The sequence below is a fragment of the Pseudomonas sp. PS01297 genome, assembly GCF_029959305.1.
Taxonomy (GTDB): domain Bacteria; phylum Pseudomonadota; class Gammaproteobacteria; order Pseudomonadales; family Pseudomonadaceae; genus Aquipseudomonas; species Aquipseudomonas helleri.
In genome coordinates this window covers 44947-63880 of sequence record NZ_JASCPQ010000013.1, presented here as the reverse complement: position 1 = coordinate 63880, position 18934 = coordinate 44947, and the positions used below count along the sequence as shown (strand labels likewise).

Here is an 18934-nt window from a genome sequence, read left to right as displayed (position 1 = left end):
TAAAATTGTCTGTTGCTGAGCGCTTCAATGTCGAAGAAAGCTCATTACGCGGTTGGTAAAAATCAGCTTCGTCCGAGAAAAAACGTTTCAGTTTCGGGCTGGGTAGCCAAGCACAGCCAAGCGCACTCAGGCTGATTAATCTGCTGAGCTGCCTGCAGTGTAGTCCGTGGATCCAGCCTTATAAGCGCGGTATAGAGCGCTTTCAAGTCGTCCGACGGGTGGCCCCCCATTTTTGCTTGCCACAGCAGCTCACTCGCTTGAACCCCGCTTAATGACTCGGGCAAAAATTGCTGCGCCAAGGTATCTCGCGCCTGGATGAAGGTTGTTTCATCCAGTGCCGTGACGAGCGTCGGCAATTGAGCCAGGAATATGCGGATGTGTTCGAAGATGTCTGCCACGGGGGCGTGAGGCGATTGCACTCCGAATAGCAGGCCGGTTTGCCCATTGAGCTGGCGCAGACCGCTGAACACTGCGTAGCCCAATTGCTGCTCTACCCGCAGTTGTTGATAGAACGGCGTGCTTGCCAACTGGGCGAGCAAACGCCACGCGGCCTCGGCCGCCAGATCACCGTCGGGTGCCGGGCAAAACAGCAGCACGGCGTGTTCACTGGAGTCGCAGGGTTCGGTGAGCCAGCGCCGTTGCGTTGAATGTGCGGCCGTTGGCAAATGCGCGTCCGGCGTGCCGGGTGCTTTGTTCAGGGCGGCGCTGATCAAGGGCTGCGAGGCCGCAGGTAGGCCAAGCGCGAGGCCGTCCCAGCGTGCCGCCGCCCAGCATTGGCTGGCATCGCTCAAGGTGGCGTCGGTGGCAGCCTGGCTGCATTGCGGCAGACGTTTGAGTAGCTGGCGAATCGGCATCAGCGGCGCCGCTGGTGAGCTAACCGGCAGTGCGTCCGGTGTTTCAAGGGCGCGTAAAGCGTGCTCAAGAATGGCAGGCATCGGCGTGTGCCAGCCCTGCATTTTCAGCTGCCAGTCATGGCCTGAAGCACTGCATGACAGCTCGACCCCGGCCTCGCGGGCATCCTGTTGCAGCGGGCGCAGGCGGTTCTCCAGTGCGAGCAGCAGGCTCTCGGCAGGGCTGGCCGGCAAGCGCCAACGCAGATAAACCGCGGCCTCGTGGCCGGTGGCGGGCAGCTCTGCGCTGAAGCTCATGGCCGAATGGTCGCGACGGCTGCGCAAGCGGTCTTGGGCAAAGGTGCGCAAGCCCCGGTGAGCGCTGGTCTGGCCACGGATCAGTCCCGCGTTGGCAGGCTTTTCGGGGGCGCTCAAAAACGGGTTGGGCGGTGGCAACTGCCAGGCGTGGCCAGTGGCCGGTTGCGCCGCGGGCAGCATCTGTTGCAGCAGGCCTGCGAGCGCTGCTACGGCTTGATCTGACAAGCCAGGCTCACGTTGCTCACCTTCAGCGCGTGCCAGTTCCAGTGCGCTGCTGACCTCCAACTGACGCTGGCGCAGCCACTGGAATTCGTTGCGCAGGGCGGGATGGCTTTGCTGCGTGCTGAAATAGGCCAGCCAGTCGTAAAACGCGTCACGGACTGGCGTGGCGTTTTGCGTCATGTTGCCCGCCGCGCTGAAGGCGATGTGCAGCAGCGCCTGGCCCTCAAACTGGTACAGCGTATCGGCTTTCAAACCGGTGCACAGTTGCTGTTCGCGCAGGTTGGCGATAAGGCCTCCCAGCTTGTCGGCATTGATCCAGCGGCACAAAAAGTCCAGTGCCGTGCTGGAGGCCTCGGGTAGCTGCTCGAAGGCGAACAGCAGGTGCAGGTGCTGGTCGTCGAGTTGCTGGTACACGGTTTCGCCGTGTGGCAGCAAGGCCGGTGGGCGGGTTTGCGCCTGCACTGGGCCGGTGGCGAAGGGTTCGGTATAGCGTTCGGCCAAGGTACGCAGTTGGTCTTCGGACATCGGGCCGACCAGGCTCAGGCTGATGTTGCCAGCGTGATAAAACGTTCGGTAAAAGTCGTGCAGGGCTTGCTGAAATGCAGGGCGCTGGATCGGCAGGCTGTAGCGATTACCGGCATGAAAAGCCCGCAGCGGATGGGCCGGGTTCAGCGGCTGGAGCAATTCGAACTGGCGCTGGGCCGATGGCTCACGGGCCCAGGCGATAAATTCTGCGTGCAGCACTTCACGTTCACGCAGTTGCTCTGCCGGGTTCATGCGTGGCTGAGCGAGCATGTCGCACAAACGCGCCATGCCGCCTTCAAACGCGGCCACCGGCAGTTCAAAAAAGAAGTCGGTGTGGCGCTCGCTGGTGCGGGCGTTGACCTGGCCGCCGTGGCGTTGCACGTAGGCCATCAGGTTGTCGGCGGCGGGGTAGCGCTCGGTGCCGAGGAACAACAGGTGTTCAAGAAAATGCGCCAGCCCTGGCCAGGCGGCTGGCACGTCGTGGCTGCCTGCGTGAACCCGTAAAAACGCCGCACAGCGCTTGAGGCGCGGCGCGTGGCGCAGTGAAAGAGTCAGGCCGTCAGTGAGGGTCAAACGGCGGGCTTGGGAGGGGTTCAGCGCAGACATGGGCATTTCCGGAACAGAGATGCCCACATGCTAGCGGATTACGGGCGATCAGCGCTTGCTCAGCGGGGTGTAAAGTTCGGGGCGGCGATCGGCCAGGTAGAAGTTGCCGGTGCGGGCATCCTCCAATTGTTGGCTTTCGAGGGTGGCGGTAATCAGGGTTTCGTCCTGTTCGGCCAAGGCCACTTGCACGCCGTTGGGGGCGGTAATGCTGCTTTGCCCGCAGTAATGGACGTTGCCTTCGTGCCCGCAATAGTTGGCGTAGGCCACATAGCACTGGTTTTCGAAGGCCCGGCTACGCACGGTAACCTCGGCGATAAAGTCGTACGGCGCCATATTGGCGGTGGGGACGACGATCAACTCGGCCCCGGCGAGGGCCAGACGGCGGGTGTTTTCGGGGAATTCGAGGTCGTAGCAAATCAGCAGGCCGAGTTGCCAGCCATTCAGTTCGAACACCGGAAAGGCGTCCGGGCCGGGGCTGAACATGTCGCGGTCGAGTTGGCCGAACAGATGGGTTTTGCGGTAATTGCACAGGCTTTTGCCGTGGCTGTCGATCACCTGCACGCTGTTGTAGATGTGCCCGTCAAGGTCGCGCTCGGGGTAGCCGTAGGCAATCGCGATGCCGGTGGTTTGCGCCAGTTCGGCAATCTGCAGCGCGGCGTCGCCGTCAGAGGGCTGGGCCAGATCGGCCACCGCTTTGGCGCCAATGTTGTAGCCCGTCAGGAACATTTCGGGCAGGACCAGCAAGTCAATGTCCTGGGCTTGCGAAGCGATGGAAGCCAGGCGCTGGAGGTTGCCTGCCACGTCGAGTGGCAAGGGTTGGCATTGGTAAAGGGCGATGCGCATGGTGGCTCTCCTTATTCACTATCCCAGTGGGAGCGGGCTTGCTCGCGATGCAGGCGACGCGGACTAGCTCAGTGACCGCGTTGATGCTATCGCGAGCAAGCCCGCTCCCACAGTCGGATTTTTGTAGCGGTCAGTCCGGCAAGGCAATCGGGCCGATGTCGTGGAAGACATCGCCTGGGCCCGGGTTGTCGGCGTGGGTGCTGCCGCCGAAGTGGGTCATGATGCCCCAGACCGCGTTCAACGACGTTTGTACCGCGCCTTCAACCCAGGCCGGTGTCCATGAGACATCATCGCCGGCAATAAAAATCCCGCGCTGTTCGCCGGGCAGGTCTTGCTGCATGAAATGCGCGTACATGCGCTGGTTGTATCGGTAGTGACCCGGCAGCGCACCTTTGAAGGCACCGAGGAAATGCGGGTCGGCTTCCCACGACACGGTGATCGGGTCGCCGATGATGCGGCTGGCGATGTCGACCTTCGGGTAGATCTTTTTCAGCGAGTCGAGGGCCAGCTTGACGCGTTTTTCCACCGGGTGCGGGAGCATTTTCAGTGCATCGCTCATCCATGAGTACGACAGGCAAATCACCCCCGGCTTGTCGTCACCGTTGTCGAACAGGTAGGTGCCACGGGTCAGGCGGTCGGTGAGCGTCATGCTCATCAGGTCGCGGCCGGTGTCCGGGTCTTTGTCTTTCCAGAACGGGCGGTCGACCATGACGAAGGTTTTTGACGACTGCATGTAACGGGTACGGTCCAGTGCCATCCACACTTTTTGTGAGAACAGCGACTCTTCGCAGTCGATTTGCGTGGTCAGCAGCCAGCTTTGGCACGTCACCAACACGGCTTCGTGGGTGCGGGTGACGCCGAGGTTGTCGGTGACCGAAAACTGCCCGTCGACGGCGCGTGATATGGCTTTGACTCCGGTGCGCGGGGCGCCGCGATGCAGCGAGCGCAGGCTGGTACCTTCAGGCCAATGGGCGCAACGTTCAGGCACATGGCTCCAGATGCCCAGCGGCACTTGCTCGACGCCGCCCACCACGAGGTGCTGGTGGTCGTCGCAGTTGGTCATCACCACGCGGAAAATTTCCAGCATCGAGTTGGGGAAGTCCGAGTCCCAGCCGCCGGTGCCAAACCCGACCTGACCAAACACTTCGCGGTGCTGGAAAGACAACTTGGCGAAGGCTTTGGAGGTGGCGACAAAGTCATAGAAGGTGCGGTCGTCCCACAACGGAACCAGGGTATTCCACAGCTCTTTCAGGCGCGGGACGTCGCGGTCGCGGATGGCTTGTTGAATATCACCAAAGCGCGAGCCTTCCTCCAGCGCGTCTGCCCAGGCGTCGGCTACTTCCTGGAACAGGGCGGGCAGATCCGCCAGCTTTTGTGCGTAAAAGGTCTGGCCTTCGAGGTCGATGACGGTGCTGCCGGACGCGGGTGTCAGCGGGTTGGGGAACGGTTTGGTTTCCAGGCCCAGCTTGTCGACGTAATGGTAAAACGCGGTGGAAGACACCGGAAAACGCATGCCGCCCAGCTCGGCAATCACCCCTTCGCTGCCCTCGAAGGCTTGCGAGCGCAGGCGCCCGCCCATCTTCGACGCTTCGTAGACCACGGGCTTGAGGCCCAGCTTCATCAACTCGTAAGCGGCCACCATGCCCGCCATCCCGGCGCCGACAATCGCCACCTCAGCGCCCAGCTTATTGGCCGGAATACTGCCCAGCCCGGCCGGGTGTTCGATCCAGTCATCAAAGGCAAAGGGGAAGTCGGGACCGAAAATAGTGATCGGTTTTTTGCCGTCGGCAGGGTGGCGATTGTTCTTGTTCATGGCTGACCTTACTGGGCGACTCGCGTTAGACGTGAGTATAGGAAAAGACAGCCGCCAGTTTAGGGAGCGCGGAACACGGTAATAAGACGCAAAGTGTCGTCGTTATGACATTTGTTTAGTCAATATGACGAATATGGCTGACAGAGTGATGTGTGGCGCAGGCATAACGCCTTAGCCGCGATCAACCTTGCTGCTAAGAATGATCGAGGTGGTGGTTTTTTCGACACCGTCGACGCTGCCGATCTGATCGAGCAATTGGTCCAGTTGCTCGGGGGATTCGCTGCGCAGCCAGGCCACGTAATCGAACTCGCCACTTACAGCGCACAACTGTTGCACTTGGGCCATGCTGCTCAGACGCCGCACCACCTCCTTGCCGGAGCGCGGCTGCACGGTAATCCCGACATAGGCTTGCAGCCCGCCATCCACCAGACGCTGGCTCAAACGCACGCCATAGCCGGTGATGACCTTGGTTCTCTCCAGCCGGGCCAGGCGCGAGGTCACCGTGGTGCGCGCAATCCCCAACTGTCGCGCCAGCATTGCCACACTCTCACGCGCATTAAGCTGCAAGGCCGCGATCAATTGACGGTCAATGTCATCCAGTGCAGGCGGGTGGGTATCAGGCACAGGAAGGCTCCGGTGTGGGCAGGGTGGGGCAGGTAGGGTAAGGGACAGGCCGGGTCTTCTCAACCGGCAAAATCTGGCCCGGCAGTGTTGAAATTGATGAGCGTTGATCTAAGCTTGCCCGAAGATGCGGGGTGTTACATGAATTGTGACAATCTGACTATTATCATAAAAAATAATAGGTTTATCTAAAGTAAGTTAAAAAACCAATCTATTTCGATACTTCGTTAAGATTGGCTAAAAGTTAGTTGTGTCGGTGATACGTTAATTAAGTTGTTTAACAGTCGTTATTTAAGCAGGTCAGTCATTAATAGCCACTTTGCAGTCATGGATTATGCAGAGCGGCATTATTATTAAGTGCGGACCTTAAGATAGATAGGTGAGTGCGCAACTTTATCGGGTTGCGACACTGGAAGTTTGAGAGTGCTGAATAAGCGAGAGCCGTCTAAGAGGGTAAGGGAATGTCCGACATCACATTGGCAGGCGATGGGTCTACAAGCAGTGACCCGGTGAAAAAAGCTAGCTCGCCCAGTTCGTCCAGCTCTTCTAACGCCAAGCCGGCGCGACTGGATGCTGAGGGTATCAAGAAAGAAATAAGCCAACTCAACAGTTCGCCAGATGGCCTTAGTTCGGCAACCGCCAAGAGCCTGCTTGAAAAGTATGGGCCGAACGCCATTGAGGCCAAAGAAGACAGTCGCTGGAAAAAACTGCTCGGTTATTTCTGGGGGCCTATTCCATGGATGATTGAAATTGCGGCACTTATCTCGTTGGCGCGTCAGGACTGGCCAGACTTCATCGTGATTACCGGCCTGCTGCTTTATAACGCGGCTGTCGGTTTTTGGCAGGACAACAAAGCGGCCAGTGCACTGGCGGCGCTGAAGAAAGGTTTGGCACTTAAAGCCCACGCCAAGCGTGACGGGAAGTTGCAAACCATCGATGCGGCCGAACTGGTGCCGGGGGATGTGGTGACAGTGTCCGGTGGGGAGATTCTGCCCGCCGACTTGCTGTTGATCGACGGCGCTTATTTGTCGGTGGATCAGGCGGCGTTGACGGGTGAGTCTTTGCCTGTATCGAAGATGGTCGGTGACAGCGGTTACTCCGGCTCTATCGCGCGGCAAGGTTCTATGACCGGTATTGTCACGTCAACCGGTAACAATACATTCTTTGGGCGCACGGCCAAGTTGGTAGCCAGTGCGGGCGCCAAGTCCCACGCTGAACAAGCGGTACTGCGAATCGGGGATTTCCTGATTATCCTCGCGGCCATTCTGGCGCTGATTCTGGTCGGCACGCAGTTGTATAAAGACATTGTTGTGCAAGGGCATTGGGCGTGGTCTGAAGCCGGTGATATTGCGCAGTTTGTGTTGGTGTTGCTGATCGCATCGGTGCCGGTGGCCATGCCCGCGGTCATGTCCGTCACCATGGCGCTGGGGGCGTTGGCGTTATCCAAACAAAAGGCCATTGTTTCGCGGTTGTCGGCCATTGAGGAGTTGGCCGGGGTTGATGTGTTGTGTTCCGATAAAACCGGGACATTGACGCAAAACCACCTGACCGTTGATAGCGCGATTCCTTTTGACCCTAAAACAACTCCTGATGAAGTGATTCTTGGGGCCGCGTTGGCGTGCCAGCCGGAAAGTACGGATGCCATTGACCAGGCTGTTTTGAGTGCGCTGAAAGATAAAAAATCGCTGGATGGCTTTAAACAAGTCAGCTTCACGCCTTTTGACCCGGTCAATAAAAAGACCCTGGCGGTGGTACAAGACGCTTCGCAAAAACAGACGTCCTATGCCAAGGGGGCGCCGCAAGTCATTGCCACGTTGTGCGGTATCAGTGAGACCTCCAGCGATGATCCGCGCTCCACGGCTTACTTCGGCAAAGTGAGCGAACTGGCCAGCCATGGCACACGCGCACTCGGTGTTGCCCGCTCGGATGATGGCGGCAAAACCTGGGACCTCCTGGGCTTGCTGGCCTTGCTCGATCCGCCGCGCCCTGACGCTAAAGAAACCATTGCCCAGGCACGTGCGCTGGGCCTGTCGGTGAAGATGGTGACGGGCGATGACGTGGCGATTGGTTCCGAAATCTCCCGGCAACTGGGGCTTGGGACGCATCTTTTGGTTGCTGATCAGGTGTTCCCAAAAGATACGGACAACAACCATATTCCGATTGATGCGGCCCGTGCAGTTGAGGCGGCCGACGGGTTTGGGCGCGTATTCCCGGAGAACAAATACCAGATCGTTAAAGCGCTGCAAGAGCGTAATCACATTGTTGCAATGACAGGGGATGGTGTTAACGACGCCCCGGCCTTGAAACAAGCTGAATGCGGTATTGCGGTGTCGGGTGCAACGGACGCGGCAAGATCGGCCGCCGCGCTGATTTTGACCGCCCCCGGGTTATCCACGATTGTGAATGCCATTGAAGAAGCGCGGGCTATCTTCGAGCGTATTACCTCGTATGTGTACTACCGGATTGCGATGACGATTTGCATCATGTTTGTGGTGGTGCTGTCTTACTTGGTGTTCGGCGTGCGTCCGTTGACCGCCATCATGATTGTGGTACTGGCGTTGCTGGATGATATTCCGATCATGACCATCGCCTATGACAACGTCAAAATAGCCAAGAAACCGGTGAGATGGGATATGCACCGAATCATCATATTCTCTTCACTGATGGGGTTGATGGCACTGGCGCAGAGCTTTGGTCTTGTTCTGATCTCGATGTACTGGATGAATAACGCAGAACTGATGCATGTGTTTGCACTCGACCTGAGTCATCTACAGACCATGTTGTTCTTGCAGTTGGCAGCGGGCGGCCACTTGTTGCTGTTTGTGGTGCGTAACCGTAATAGCGTGTTCAAACCACCGTTCCCGTCGTTGCCGCTGTTGTTGGCGGTTATCGGTACGCAGATTGTCGCAGTGTTTATTTGTGCCTTCGGTATTTTCGTCCCGGCTATTTCGTGGGAACTGATCGGCGTTGTCTGGGTGTACGTCCTTGTCTGGATGGTGATCATCGATATCGTGAAGTTGATCTACTTCTCCGTTGTCGACAAGCGTGAAAAACAAAGCGAAAACCTGACTAAAGCCATCGCATGACTAGGGAAGCCAGACTATGAGCCTTATTAGTAAGTTGATTGTTAAGCCAGGGTCAAAAATTCGCCTCGCTGACGTGGACCCTGACTTTCATGGTCCTTATAAATCGGAAAAGGATGCGCAAAAGCATCTTGATCAACAGTCCGCCAGCATCTCTGACCTGCAGAAGAAGCTCTATGCCGAGCGCAAACATTCCTTGCTCATTGTTTTGCAGGGCATTGATGCGGCCGGTAAAGATGGTACTTGCTGGCATGTGTTGCGATCGATGAACCCGCAAGGCACCAATGTGCATGGTTTCAAGCAGCCGACTCCCGAAGAAAGCAGCCATGATTTCCTTTGGCGGGTGCATCCCCATGTCCCGGCAGACGGTAACGTTGCTATCTTTAACCGTTCGCACTATGAAGACGTGCTTGTGCAGCGCGTGCACAAAATGGCGCCAGGCAAGGTTATTGAAAAGCGCTACGACCTGATCAATGCGTTTGAAAGCACCGTGCATTCGAATAACACGACGATCCTGAAGTTCTTCTTATATATCTCCCCAGAGGAGCAGTTGAGAAGGTTTGAAGAGCGTCTGGATGATCCGATGCGGCAGTGGAAAATCAGCGAGGGTGACTACTCAGAGCGCGCCCTGTGGGACGACTACATCAAGGCGTATGAGGCGATGTTGAACAAATGTTCGACTGACCATGCGCCCTGGTATGTCATCCCGGCCAATCACAAATGGTTCCGCAACCTGGCTGTCGGGAGCATTGTTGAGAAGACGCTCAAAGACATGAAGATGCAGTTGCCCAAACCTACGGTTGATCTCAAAGAAATCAGAAGGAAGTACCACCAGGCCAAGAAAGAAAAACTCTAAATCATTAGAGCGCCGCCCTGAAGGTTTTGAACGTTCAGGGCGGCGATGGCCAGGTCTGACATCTCATAGCGTTTCCTGTTGGTTGATCAGAGCAGGAGGCGCTATTGGCATTTAGCGGTTCACCTTATATCGGCCTGTGACGGGCTTCATTGCATTAGGCGTCGTTATGTACACAACCCTGCTTATTTTCTTCATGGTTTATTTGGTAATGGGTGTCGGTAAGCTGCCGGCATTTAACGTGGACAGAACGGGCGCTGCAGTCGTTGGCGCCCTGGCCATGATCGTAGCAGGAAGCCTTAGCCCGCAAGCCGCGTGGGATGCCATCGACTACCGCACCCTTGGGCTGCTGTTTGGCTTGATGGTGGTGTCGGGTGCGTTCACGGTCTCGGGGTTTTATGCCTGGGCTGCGGAGAAAGTCGCAACGCTGAAAATTACCCCGGTCGCGCTGTTGGCAGTGTTTATTGCCGTCAGTGCCGGGCTTTCCTCATTGCTGACCAATGACGTGGTGGTGTTGTCGATGACGCCGCTGCTGGTCAGCGTGGCGCTGGCACGGGGGCTTAACCCGGTGCCGTTTCTGCTGGCATTTTGTTTTGCGGCCAACTCCGGTGCCGCGGGCACCCTGATCGGCAGCCCGCAAAACATGATTGCGGCCCAAGCGCTTGATCTCTCGTTTAACGAATTCATGATTGCCGCAGGGGTGCCGGCGCTTTTATCGCTGCCCATCATCTGGTGCATCATCGCGTGGCAATACCGTGGCAAATGGACCTTGGAGCGTAAGACCGATAAAGCGGTTGTCCACCCTCCCATACAGCTCGATAAAGTCGAGACGACCAAAGCCATCATCGTCGCCAGCGCCGTAATCATCGCCCTGGTGGCCGATATATGGCCGCGAGAACTGGTGGCCCTGGCCGGCGCGGGCATCCTGCTGGTCAACCGCAGCCTGGCTTCCAAAGACGTGCTCAAGCAAGTTGACGGCAACCTGTTGCTGCTGATTATCGGCTTGTTTATTTGCAACCAGGCACTTGCCAATACCGGACTGCCGCAATCGCTGTTTGACTGGTTGCGCCATGTGGGCATCGACGTCAACGACCCAATTTCGCTGTTTGTGGCCGGTTCATTGCTCAGTGATGTGGTCGGCAACAACCCGGCGGTGATGCTGCTTTCTCCGTACCTGCACCCGGACAACAACGCGCAATCGTTAGGTGCTGCGATTGCGTTGGGTACCGGGTTTTCGAGCAACCTTATTATTTTCGGCAGCCTGGCCGGGATCATCGTCGTGGAACAGGCGGCGGGGTGCGGTATCAAGATCTCGTTCGGGTCATTCGCAAAGTCCGGGGTGCCAGTGACCTTGGTGACCTTGCTGATGGCGGGGCTGTGGATTGCGTTTTTGTGAGGTGGTGGGGGATTGCGGGGCTTCAGGGGCGGTCCTGCGGCCCGCATCGCAGCCTCGTGCCTCGGCAGCGGCTACAGTTGGTCAGGGTGGCGGGGTGGATGACGGCTGCTGCGCAGCCGGACGTAGCCTCGCAAGGCTCGTCAACTGCTACGGGGGGAGTGGGCCATGAGCTCTTTGTTAAGGGCACAAAAAAGCCGCGCAGTGCGCGGCTTTTAATGTGGTGGGCCCAGCAGGACTCGAACCTGCGACCAAGGGATTATGAGTCCCCTGCTCTAACCAACTGAGCTATAGGCCCTAAGTAAGCCGGGGATTATAACGATGGTTTCTTAGGAGTGCTATCCGAAAAATCTTAATTAGAGGTACGAAGAATTCTGCGTGCGAGTTCTGTCGCATTTGAAGCTGCGCAGACGCTGTGTTGCCCACAAAGCAAAACCCCCGGCAGGGCCGGGGGTTTTGGGATCACTCGTCGAGGAAGGAGCGTAAGTGCTCGCTTCTCGTCGGGTGGCGCAGCTTACGCAGCGCTTTGGCTTCGATCTGACGAATCCGCTCACGGGTAACGTCGAACTGCTTACCAACCTCCTCAAGGGTGTGGTCGGTATTCATGTCGATACCGAAACGCATGCGCAGTACTTTGGCTTCACGTGCCGTCAGGCCGCCGAGTACGTCGCGTGTCGCTTCTTTAAGGCTCTCAACGGTGGCTACATCGATTGGCGACTGCATGGTCGAGTCTTCGATGAAGTCGCCCAGATGGGAGTCTTCGTCATCACCGATCGGGGTTTCCATGGAGATCGGCTCTTTAGCGATCTTCAATACCTTGCGGATTTTGTCCTCAGGCATTTCCATGCGTTCGCCCAGCTCTTCCGGGGTCGGTTCACGACCCATTTCCTGCAGCATCTGGCGGGAAATACGGTTGAGCTTGTTGATCGTCTCGATCATGTGCACCGGAATACGGATGGTGCGGGCCTGGTCGGCGATCGAGCGAGTGATCGCCTGACGGATCCACCAGGTGGCATAAGTCGAGAATTTGTAGCCACGGCGGTATTCAAACTTGTCTACCGCTTTCATCAAGCCGATGTTGCCTTCCTGGATCAGGTCGAGGAACTGCAAACCACGGTTGGTGTACTTCTTGGCGATGGAGATCACCAGACGCAAGTTCGCTTCAACCATCTCTTTCTTCGCGCGGCGGGCCTTGGCCTCACCGATCGACATGCGACGGTTGATGTCTTTGATCTCAGCAACCGTCAAGCCGGTTTCTGCTTCCAGTGCCGACAGCTTTTGCTGGCAACGAATGATATCCGGTTGCAGGCGGCCAATGGCTTCAGCGTATTTGCTTTTGCCTTTGGCCAGCGAATCGCTCCAGCTTTCGTCAACTTCGTTGCCTGGGAACAGGCGCAGGAAGTCGGCGCGTGGCATACGTGCATCACGTACGCACAGCTGCATGATGGCGCGTTCTTGTGCACGCAGACGCTCCAGGGCGCTGCGAACACGCTCAACCAAACCTTCGAATTGCTTCGGAACCAGTTTGATCGGCATGAACAGCTCAGCCAGGGCAACCAGTTCGATGATGGCTTGCTTGCTAGCGCGGCCGTGCTTTTTCAGCGCCTTGCGAGTGATTTCCATCTGATCAGAGACGGCACCAAAACGCTGGGCGGCAATGATCGGATCTGGACCGCTTTCAGCTTCTTCTTCATCGTCTGAAGATTCGGCGTCGTCATCCTCGCTGTCGTCGTCAGCTTTAGCAGCTTTGGCGTCGACAGGTGGCGGAACTTCGGCGGCAGGTGGCGTAATACCGTCGTCCGGGTCGATATAACCGCTCAGAACGTCGGACAGGCGACCACCTTCGGTGGTGACGCGAGTGTACTCGGAGAGAATGTGGTCAACCGTGCCAGGGAAGTGCGCGATTGCGCTCATCACTTCACGGATGCCTTCTTCGATACGCTTGGCGATTTCGATTTCGCCTTCACGTGTCAGCAACTCTACCGTACCCATTTCACGCATATACATACGTACAGGGTCAGTCGTACGACCAATATCGGTCTCTACTGCCGCCAACGCTGCGGCTGCTTCTTCAGCAGCGGCTTCGTCGGTGTCAGCATCGGCCAACATAAGGGCGTCCGCATCCGGAGCACTCTCGTGTACGGGGATCCCCATGTCATTAATCATGCGGATGATGTCTTCCACTTGCTCCGGATCTGAAATATCTTCGGGCAGGTGGTCGTTGACCTCTGCGTAAGTCAGATACTTCTGCTCACGGCCGAGGGTGATCAACTCTTTGATACGAGACTGCTGTTGCGCTTTTCCGGACATAACACCCTATCCACTGAAGGTCTTGGCGGGCAAAAAACAAGCCGAGGATTATACCTTAGCTGTGACCTCACGCGCCAGTTGAGGTCGGGTTTGATGCAGGATTATTGCGACTCAAGAGGTCGCGTAACTGGTTTTTTTCCTCGGTACTAAGCTCGCCTTGACGTGCTTTTCGAAGAAGTTGCTCTAGATTTCGCTCACGTTGGCGTGCTGACAAGCTAGTTATGGTGTCGAAAAACTGTTGTTCAAGGTTATCGGCGTCAATTAGCCATTCCTTTTCCAGCAGTCGTTGTAACAATCGACCCTGCTCGGTGCCGTGCCAGCGCGACAGCAACTGAATAGAGCTTAGCTTAGGATTTTTCTGTACGGCTTCTACCAGAGCAATCAGTAACTGATTATTGGTCTGGTCTTCGGCCGCAAAGTGCCCGGCATCCTCAACTTTTTTTGCCAGTTGGGGGTGGTGCAGCAGCGTGCGCAAGGCCGTTAGCGTGGGCGGTTCAACGCCGACCGGCACCCAGGCCTGCTCGCGCTCGGCACCGCGTTTGCCTTTTTTGTCCCAAGGTTTGTTTTCCCACTTTTTACCGCTAGCACCAGGCTTTTTCGGGGTCCATTCCTGTTGGGGGATGTACACGTCCGGTTGCTGGAAGTCGCTGTAGTCGGGCATCGCGTCGTAATCAATGCCGGGGTCGTAAGCGGGTTGGGCCTGAGGTTTGACGGGCGCGCTTTGTGCCAGTTGGCTGACCATGTCGTGGGTCAGGCCGGTGATTTCGGTCAGGCGCTGACGCATCAATGTGCGCAGGTTGGCGCCTGGCACTTTGTCGATCAACGGTGCTGCCAGCGTGACCATGTGGGCTTTGCCCTCAAGCGACCGCGGGTCGGCTTCTTCGGTCAGTTGCTGGAAAAAGTAATCGGCAAGCGGTTGCGCGTGCTGGTTGATGCGCGCCTTGAAGGCATCGGTGCCTTCGGAGCGCACCAGTGTGTCCGGGTCTTCGCCTTCGGGCAAAAACAGAAAGCGCGCACGGCGCCCGTCCTGCAAGCACGAAAGTGTGGCCTCAAGGGCGCGCCAGGCAGCGTTGCGGCCAGCCTGATCGCCGTCAAAGCAGAATAAAACGCTGGGCACCACGCGAAACAAGCGTTTCATGTGCTCTTCGCTGGTGGCGGTGCCGAGGGTGGCGACGGCATTGCGCAGGCCTTGCTGGGCCAGCGCGATCACGTCCATGTAGCCTTCAACCACGATGATTTCATCGAGGCTGCGGTTGAATTTGCGTGCCTCGAACAGCCCGTAGAGCTCCTGGCCCTTGTGGAACACAGGGGTTTCCGGGGAGTTCAGGTATTTGGGCTTATCGTCGCCGAGCACGCGGCCGCCGAACGCAATGATACGGCCCCGGCTGTCGCGGATCGGGAACATCACGCGATCGCGAAAGCGGTCGTAGCGTTTGCCGGTCTCGGCGTTCTCCACCAGCAGCCCGGCGTCAATCATCGCTTTTTGCTGCAGGGTGTCGTTGCTCAAGTGCTTGAACAGGTTGTCCCAGCCGGGCGGGGCGAAACCAAGGCCAAAGTCGCGAGCGATTTCGCCGGTCAGGCCGCGGCCTTTCAGGTATTCGACGGCGACTTTGCGCGCAGGATGGCTCTTGAGTGCTTGCCGGTAAAAGTCGGCGGCGGCGGTCAGAAGCGGGTAGAGCGGTGAGTCGGTAGGTTGCCGTGGCTTGTGTGAGCGGCCGCCTTCTTCTCGGGGGATCTCCATGCCGGCAGCTTTTGCCAGCTCTTCGACGGCCTGGGGGAAGTCCAGGTTGTCGTGGTCCATGATGAAGCCGAGTGCATTGCCGCCTGCGCCGCAGCCAAAGCAGTAATAAAACTGTTTGTCGGGGCTGACACTGAACGAGGGCGTTTTTTCTTTGTGAAACGGGCAGCAAGCCGTGTAGTTCTTGCCTGCTTTCTTCATTTGCACGCGCGAGCTGACGACATCGACGATATCGGTGCGGTTCAGAAGGTCGTCAATAAAGCTCTGGGGGATTAACCCGGCCATGGCGTTCTCGTCATCACGGAGCAGAATTTAACCCAGATGAGTGGCTTGGCATGATGGCGTGCACGCAGGTGCATGGCTCGATCGTGTGGCGTCTGCTCAGTCATTGTGGGGAAGTGTATCTGTCGAATCTCATCTGACTAGGGTTTTAATCAGTACGAATATGTTCGATAGGTGTTGCGCTCTGAGTCCGAATTGACCTGTGGTGGGTCTCGGGTGGCTCATAAGCAGGCACAGGAGAAGTACCTTGGGCTGATTGTCTTGGGAGAATCAGAAAAAGTGTGCTCGTCGGTAGCCTTGTAAGGCTCGTCAGTAAAGACGTGCACCGCTGGTTGTTAAAACCAGGTCTGACGTGGTGTTACGCTTTGTCGCGGTCGCATCTGCGGCCTTGACGGTAGAGCGTGTAACTTGCTGCAACTGCCTACGGCCCGGCTTTAGGCCGGGCTTGGCAGAAGCTTGCAACGAACGTCTGTGTATTAGTACAGACGAACGGCGCGGCGCTGCTCGCGCTGAACTTTCTTCGCGTGACGCTTAACAGCTGCTGCTGCTTTGCGCTTACGCTCAGAAGTCGGCTTCTCGTAAAATTCGCGGCTGCGAACTTCAGCCAGTACACCGGCTTTTTCGCAGGAGCGCTTGAAACGACGCAGAGCTACGTCGAAGGGTTCGTTCTCTTTTACTTTGACGGCTGGCATCCAGAGCTACCTTCATTCATTACCGGGGTCAACGTCCCAAGGCTAAATTGCGTTGTAAGACGTCGGTTTTTAAGGGTTGCGGATGTTAACCCCTCAACGCCCGGAATGCAAAGCCTCTGATCGAAAACCGCTGGTCGGGGGCGGGAGTGGCGACTATTATGCGCGCCTTCGAATTGAGCCTCAACAAGGCGTAAACCCATGCTAGTACTGGGATTAGAAACTTCCTGCGACGAAACCGGCGTCGCGCTATACGACAGTGAACGCGGGCTTTTGGCCGATGCGCTGTTCAGTCAGATCGACCTGCACCGCGCTTATGGCGGTGTGGTGCCGGAGCTTGCCTCGCGTGATCACGTCAAGCGCATGCTGCCCTTGATTCGTCAGGTGTTGGCTGAGGCCGATTGCGTGCCTACAGAGATTGACGCCATTGCCTACACGGCAGGGCCGGGACTGGTCGGGGCCTTGCTGGTCGGGGCTTCATGTGCCCAGGCGCTGGCCTTTGCCTGGGGTATTCCTGCCCTTGGCGTGCACCACATGGAAGGCCATTTATTGGCCCCCATGCTGGAAGAACAGCCACCTGAGTTCCCGTTCGTCGCTTTGTTGGTATCGGGCGGCCATACGCAACTGGTGCGTGTCGATGGCATCGGTCAATACGAGCTCTTGGGCGAGAGCCTGGATGATGCGGCGGGCGAAGCCTTCGACAAAACCGCCAAGATGATGGGGATGCGTTATCCGGGTGGCCCTGAGATCGCGCGGCTGGCTGCACAAGGGGTTGCCGGGCGTTTTGTGTTCCCGCGGCCGATGACCGATCGTCCGGGGCTGCAATTCAGTTTTAGCGGCCTTAAAACCTTCGCGCTGAATACCTGGCAGCGTTGTGTGGACGCGGGCGAAGATACGGAGCAGGCGCGTTGCGATATTTCGCTGGCGTTTCAGCAGGCCGTTGTCGAGACCCTGACCATCAAGTGCAAGCGTGCGCTGAAGGCTGCCGGGATGAAGCGCCTGGTCATTGCCGGGGGTGTGAGTGCGAACAAGGCGCTGCGTGAATCGCTCGAGAAAATGCTCGGCGAGATGAACGGTCAGGTGTACTACGCTCGCCCGGAGTTCTGCACCGATAATGGCGCGATGATTGCTTATGCCGGGTGTCAGCGTTTGCTGGCAGGCCAGCACGAGAGCCTGGCGATCAGCGTGCAGGCGCGCTGGCCGATGGAGCAGTTGCCACCGCTGTAAGGGTTCAGAAATGCCGTTCGCGCCCAGCCATCAGGTCGCGTAGATTGCTGCGGTGCCGCCACACTATGAGCGTCGTCAGGGCGCTCATGGGCAGCAGCGCTGCAGGTTCTTGCCAGGCCAGCAAGGGCAGGGTGAGGGGAGCGGCAATCAGTGAGGCCAGCGAGCTCGTGCGGCTGAGCTGGAAGGTCAGCAGCCATGCGACAGCAGCCAGCAGCGCGGCGGGCGGATAAAGGCCCAGCAGCATGCCGGCCGCGGTGGCAACGCCCTTGCCGCCGCGAAAGCGGAAGTACAGTGGGTACATGTGCCCTACAACGGCGCAGGCGCCGATCCAGGCTTGTTGCTGGAGCGTGCAGCCCAGTTGATAGGCCAGCAATACCGGTAAAAGCCCTTTGCACAGATCGCCAAGCAAGGTCAGGATGGCGAGCTTTTTACCGGCCAGGCGCAACATGTTGGTTGCACCGGCATTGCCTGAGCCACTCATTCGCGGGTCGGGATTTCCCGTCAGGCGGCTGAGCAAAATAGCGAAGGACATAGAACCAAGCAGGTAGGCGAGCATCGCCAGTAACCAAAACATGCTAACTATTCCGGGCAAGGACGCCCTGATTCTAACGGCGCATTGCGCCCTTGTCGTGCTGCGGAGAAGAGTGCTTGGACAGAGTGTTTATCGAAGGCCTGGAAGTTGACACCGTTATCGGTGCTTATGACTGGGAGCGCGGCATCCGTCAGTGCCTGCGGTTAGACCTGAGTTTTGCGTGGGATAACCGCCCGGCAGCGGCCGGAGACGACCTGACCCTGGCATTGGATTACGCCAGTGTGTCAGCGCGCATCCAGGCGTTTGCCGAGCAGGCTCAGTTCCAGCTGGTAGAAACATTTGCCGAACGTTTGGCGCAGGTGCTGATGAGTGAATTCAATATTCCCTGGTTGCACCTCAAGCTGACCAAGCCCGGCGCCGTTGCGGCGGCCACAGGGGTGGGTGTGGAGATTGAGCGCGGATGCCGCTAACAGAGGTTTATCTCGGGCTCGGTAGCAATACCGAGCGTGAACGGCATTTGTGTGCCGGGCTGGACGCGCTTGCGGGCTTTTTAGTGGGCATGACGTGTTCGGCGGTGTTTGAAAGTCAGCCGGTGGGCATCAAAAGCGGGCCATTTTTCAATCTGGTGGTCGCGGCCAAAACCGATTTGCCACTAATGGAATTAAGCCGACGTTTGAAGTTGATTGAAGCGGATAACGGGCGTTATGCCCCGGATCGCAAAGGGCTGCCGCTGGATATCGACGTGTTGTTTTACGGCGATCTGGAGGGCGACTTTGAGTTCCTGACCTTGCCGCGAGCAGAAATTCTCAAGAATGCGTTTGTGCTTTGGCCGTTGTCGTTGATGGCGCCAGATAAGGTGCATCCGGTCGTGGGTAAAACCCTTGTCCAGATGTGGGCCGAAGCGCAGATCGACCAGGTATTGGTGCCTGTGGCGTTTGAGTGGCGAGGCGTGCAATTGACGCCGGCAGAGATGCTTTGATTTTGTAGGAGCAGCCGCTCGACGCTCGATTGCCTCGCGATCTTTTGACTGTTTAAAAGATCGCGAGGCA

Annotated in this window: 14 protein-coding genes and 1 tRNA gene; 6 read left to right on the top strand and 9 right to left on the bottom strand. The window is 57.6% G+C overall.

Going from position 1 to position 18934, the window contains the following annotated elements; genetic code table 11:
* Positions 1–62: 62 nt before the first annotated feature.
* The 4 genes from pqqF to QMX84_RS06810 form a co-directional block, all read right to left on the bottom strand.
* Positions 63–2501 carry a pyrroloquinoline quinone biosynthesis protein PqqF gene (gene pqqF / locus QMX84_RS06825; RefSeq protein WP_282363448.1) on the bottom strand — a complete coding sequence of 813 codons (2439 nt, stop codon included), beginning with the start codon at positions 2499–2501 and terminating at the stop codon, positions 63–65.
* A gap of 48 nt (positions 2502–2549) precedes the next feature.
* Positions 2550–3344 (bottom strand): carbon-nitrogen hydrolase family protein, encoded by a 795-nt coding sequence (locus tag QMX84_RS06820; protein ID WP_282363447.1) that lies wholly within the window; start codon positions 3342–3344, stop codon positions 2550–2552.
* Between the two features lie 130 nt (positions 3345–3474).
* Positions 3475–5157, bottom strand: a complete 1683-nt coding sequence (locus tag QMX84_RS06815; protein WP_262124219.1) for an NAD(P)/FAD-dependent oxidoreductase — start codon at positions 5155–5157, stop codon at positions 3475–3477.
* 171 nt (positions 5158–5328) lie between these two features.
* On the bottom strand, positions 5329–5781 hold the full coding sequence (locus tag QMX84_RS06810; RefSeq protein ID WP_262124221.1) for an Lrp/AsnC family transcriptional regulator: 453 nt from the start codon (positions 5779–5781) through the stop codon (positions 5329–5331).
* 458 nt (positions 5782–6239) lie between these two features.
* On the opposite strand from QMX84_RS06810, the gene QMX84_RS06805 reads away from it, so the two are divergent.
* From QMX84_RS06805 to QMX84_RS06795, 3 genes are all read left to right on the top strand, one after another.
* Positions 6240–8864 (top strand): plasma-membrane proton-efflux P-type ATPase, encoded by a 2625-nt coding sequence (locus QMX84_RS06805; RefSeq protein WP_053225282.1) that lies wholly within the window; start codon positions 6240–6242, stop codon positions 8862–8864.
* Positions 8865–8880: 16 nt separating this feature from the next.
* Positions 8881–9717, top strand: a complete 837-nt coding sequence (locus tag QMX84_RS06800) for a polyphosphate kinase 2 family protein (RefSeq protein WP_048389604.1) — start codon at positions 8881–8883, stop codon at positions 9715–9717.
* Positions 9718–9883: 166 nt separating this feature from the next.
* Positions 9884–11110, top strand: a complete 1227-nt coding sequence (locus tag QMX84_RS06795; protein ID WP_153329182.1) for an SLC13 family permease — start codon at positions 9884–9886, stop codon at positions 11108–11110.
* A gap of 218 nt (positions 11111–11328) precedes the next feature.
* Here QMX84_RS06795 and QMX84_RS06790 read toward each other — a convergent pair.
* From QMX84_RS06790 to rpsU, 4 genes are all read right to left on the bottom strand, one after another.
* Positions 11329–11405: transfer RNA gene (locus QMX84_RS06790), tRNA-Ile, on the bottom strand.
* 164 nt (positions 11406–11569) lie between these two features.
* The gene (rpoD, locus tag QMX84_RS06785) at positions 11570–13417 is read right to left on the bottom strand and encodes an RNA polymerase sigma factor RpoD (RefSeq protein ID WP_123750899.1); all 1848 of its coding nucleotides are present in this window, start codon (positions 13415–13417) and stop codon (positions 11570–11572) included.
* Positions 13418–13484: 67 nt separating this feature from the next.
* A complete protein-coding gene (dnaG, locus tag QMX84_RS06780; RefSeq protein WP_282363446.1) occupies positions 13485–15440 on the bottom strand; it encodes a DNA primase in 1956 nt (651 codons plus the stop codon).
* A 473-nt stretch (positions 15441–15913) separates the two neighbouring features.
* On the bottom strand, positions 15914–16129 hold the full coding sequence (rpsU, locus tag QMX84_RS06775) for a 30S ribosomal protein S21 (RefSeq protein WP_002551877.1): 216 nt from the start codon (positions 16127–16129) through the stop codon (positions 15914–15916).
* Positions 16130–16327: 198 nt separating this feature from the next.
* Here rpsU and tsaD point away from each other — a divergent pair, with 198 nt between their 5' ends.
* Positions 16328–17353, top strand: a complete 1026-nt coding sequence (gene tsaD, locus QMX84_RS06770; protein ID WP_048389613.1) for a tRNA (adenosine(37)-N6)-threonylcarbamoyltransferase complex transferase subunit TsaD — start codon at positions 16328–16330, stop codon at positions 17351–17353.
* Between the two features lie 4 nt (positions 17354–17357).
* On the opposite strand, the gene plsY is transcribed toward tsaD, so the two are convergent.
* On the bottom strand, positions 17358–17927 hold the full coding sequence (plsY, locus tag QMX84_RS06765; RefSeq protein ID WP_048372243.1) for a glycerol-3-phosphate 1-O-acyltransferase PlsY: 570 nt from the start codon (positions 17925–17927) through the stop codon (positions 17358–17360).
* A gap of 74 nt (positions 17928–18001) precedes the next feature.
* Between plsY and folB the strand changes: the two genes are divergently transcribed.
* Both folB and folK read left to right on the top strand, forming a co-directional pair.
* A complete protein-coding gene (gene folB, locus QMX84_RS06760; protein ID WP_048372241.1) occupies positions 18002–18355 on the top strand; it encodes a dihydroneopterin aldolase in 354 nt (117 codons plus the stop codon).
* Positions 18346–18864 carry a 2-amino-4-hydroxy-6-hydroxymethyldihydropteridine diphosphokinase gene (folK, locus tag QMX84_RS06755; RefSeq protein ID WP_282363445.1) on the top strand — a complete coding sequence of 173 codons (519 nt, stop codon included), beginning with the start codon at positions 18346–18348 and terminating at the stop codon, positions 18862–18864. The genes folB and folK overlap by 10 nt, the downstream gene beginning before the upstream one ends.
* Positions 18865–18934 lie beyond the last annotated feature (70 nt).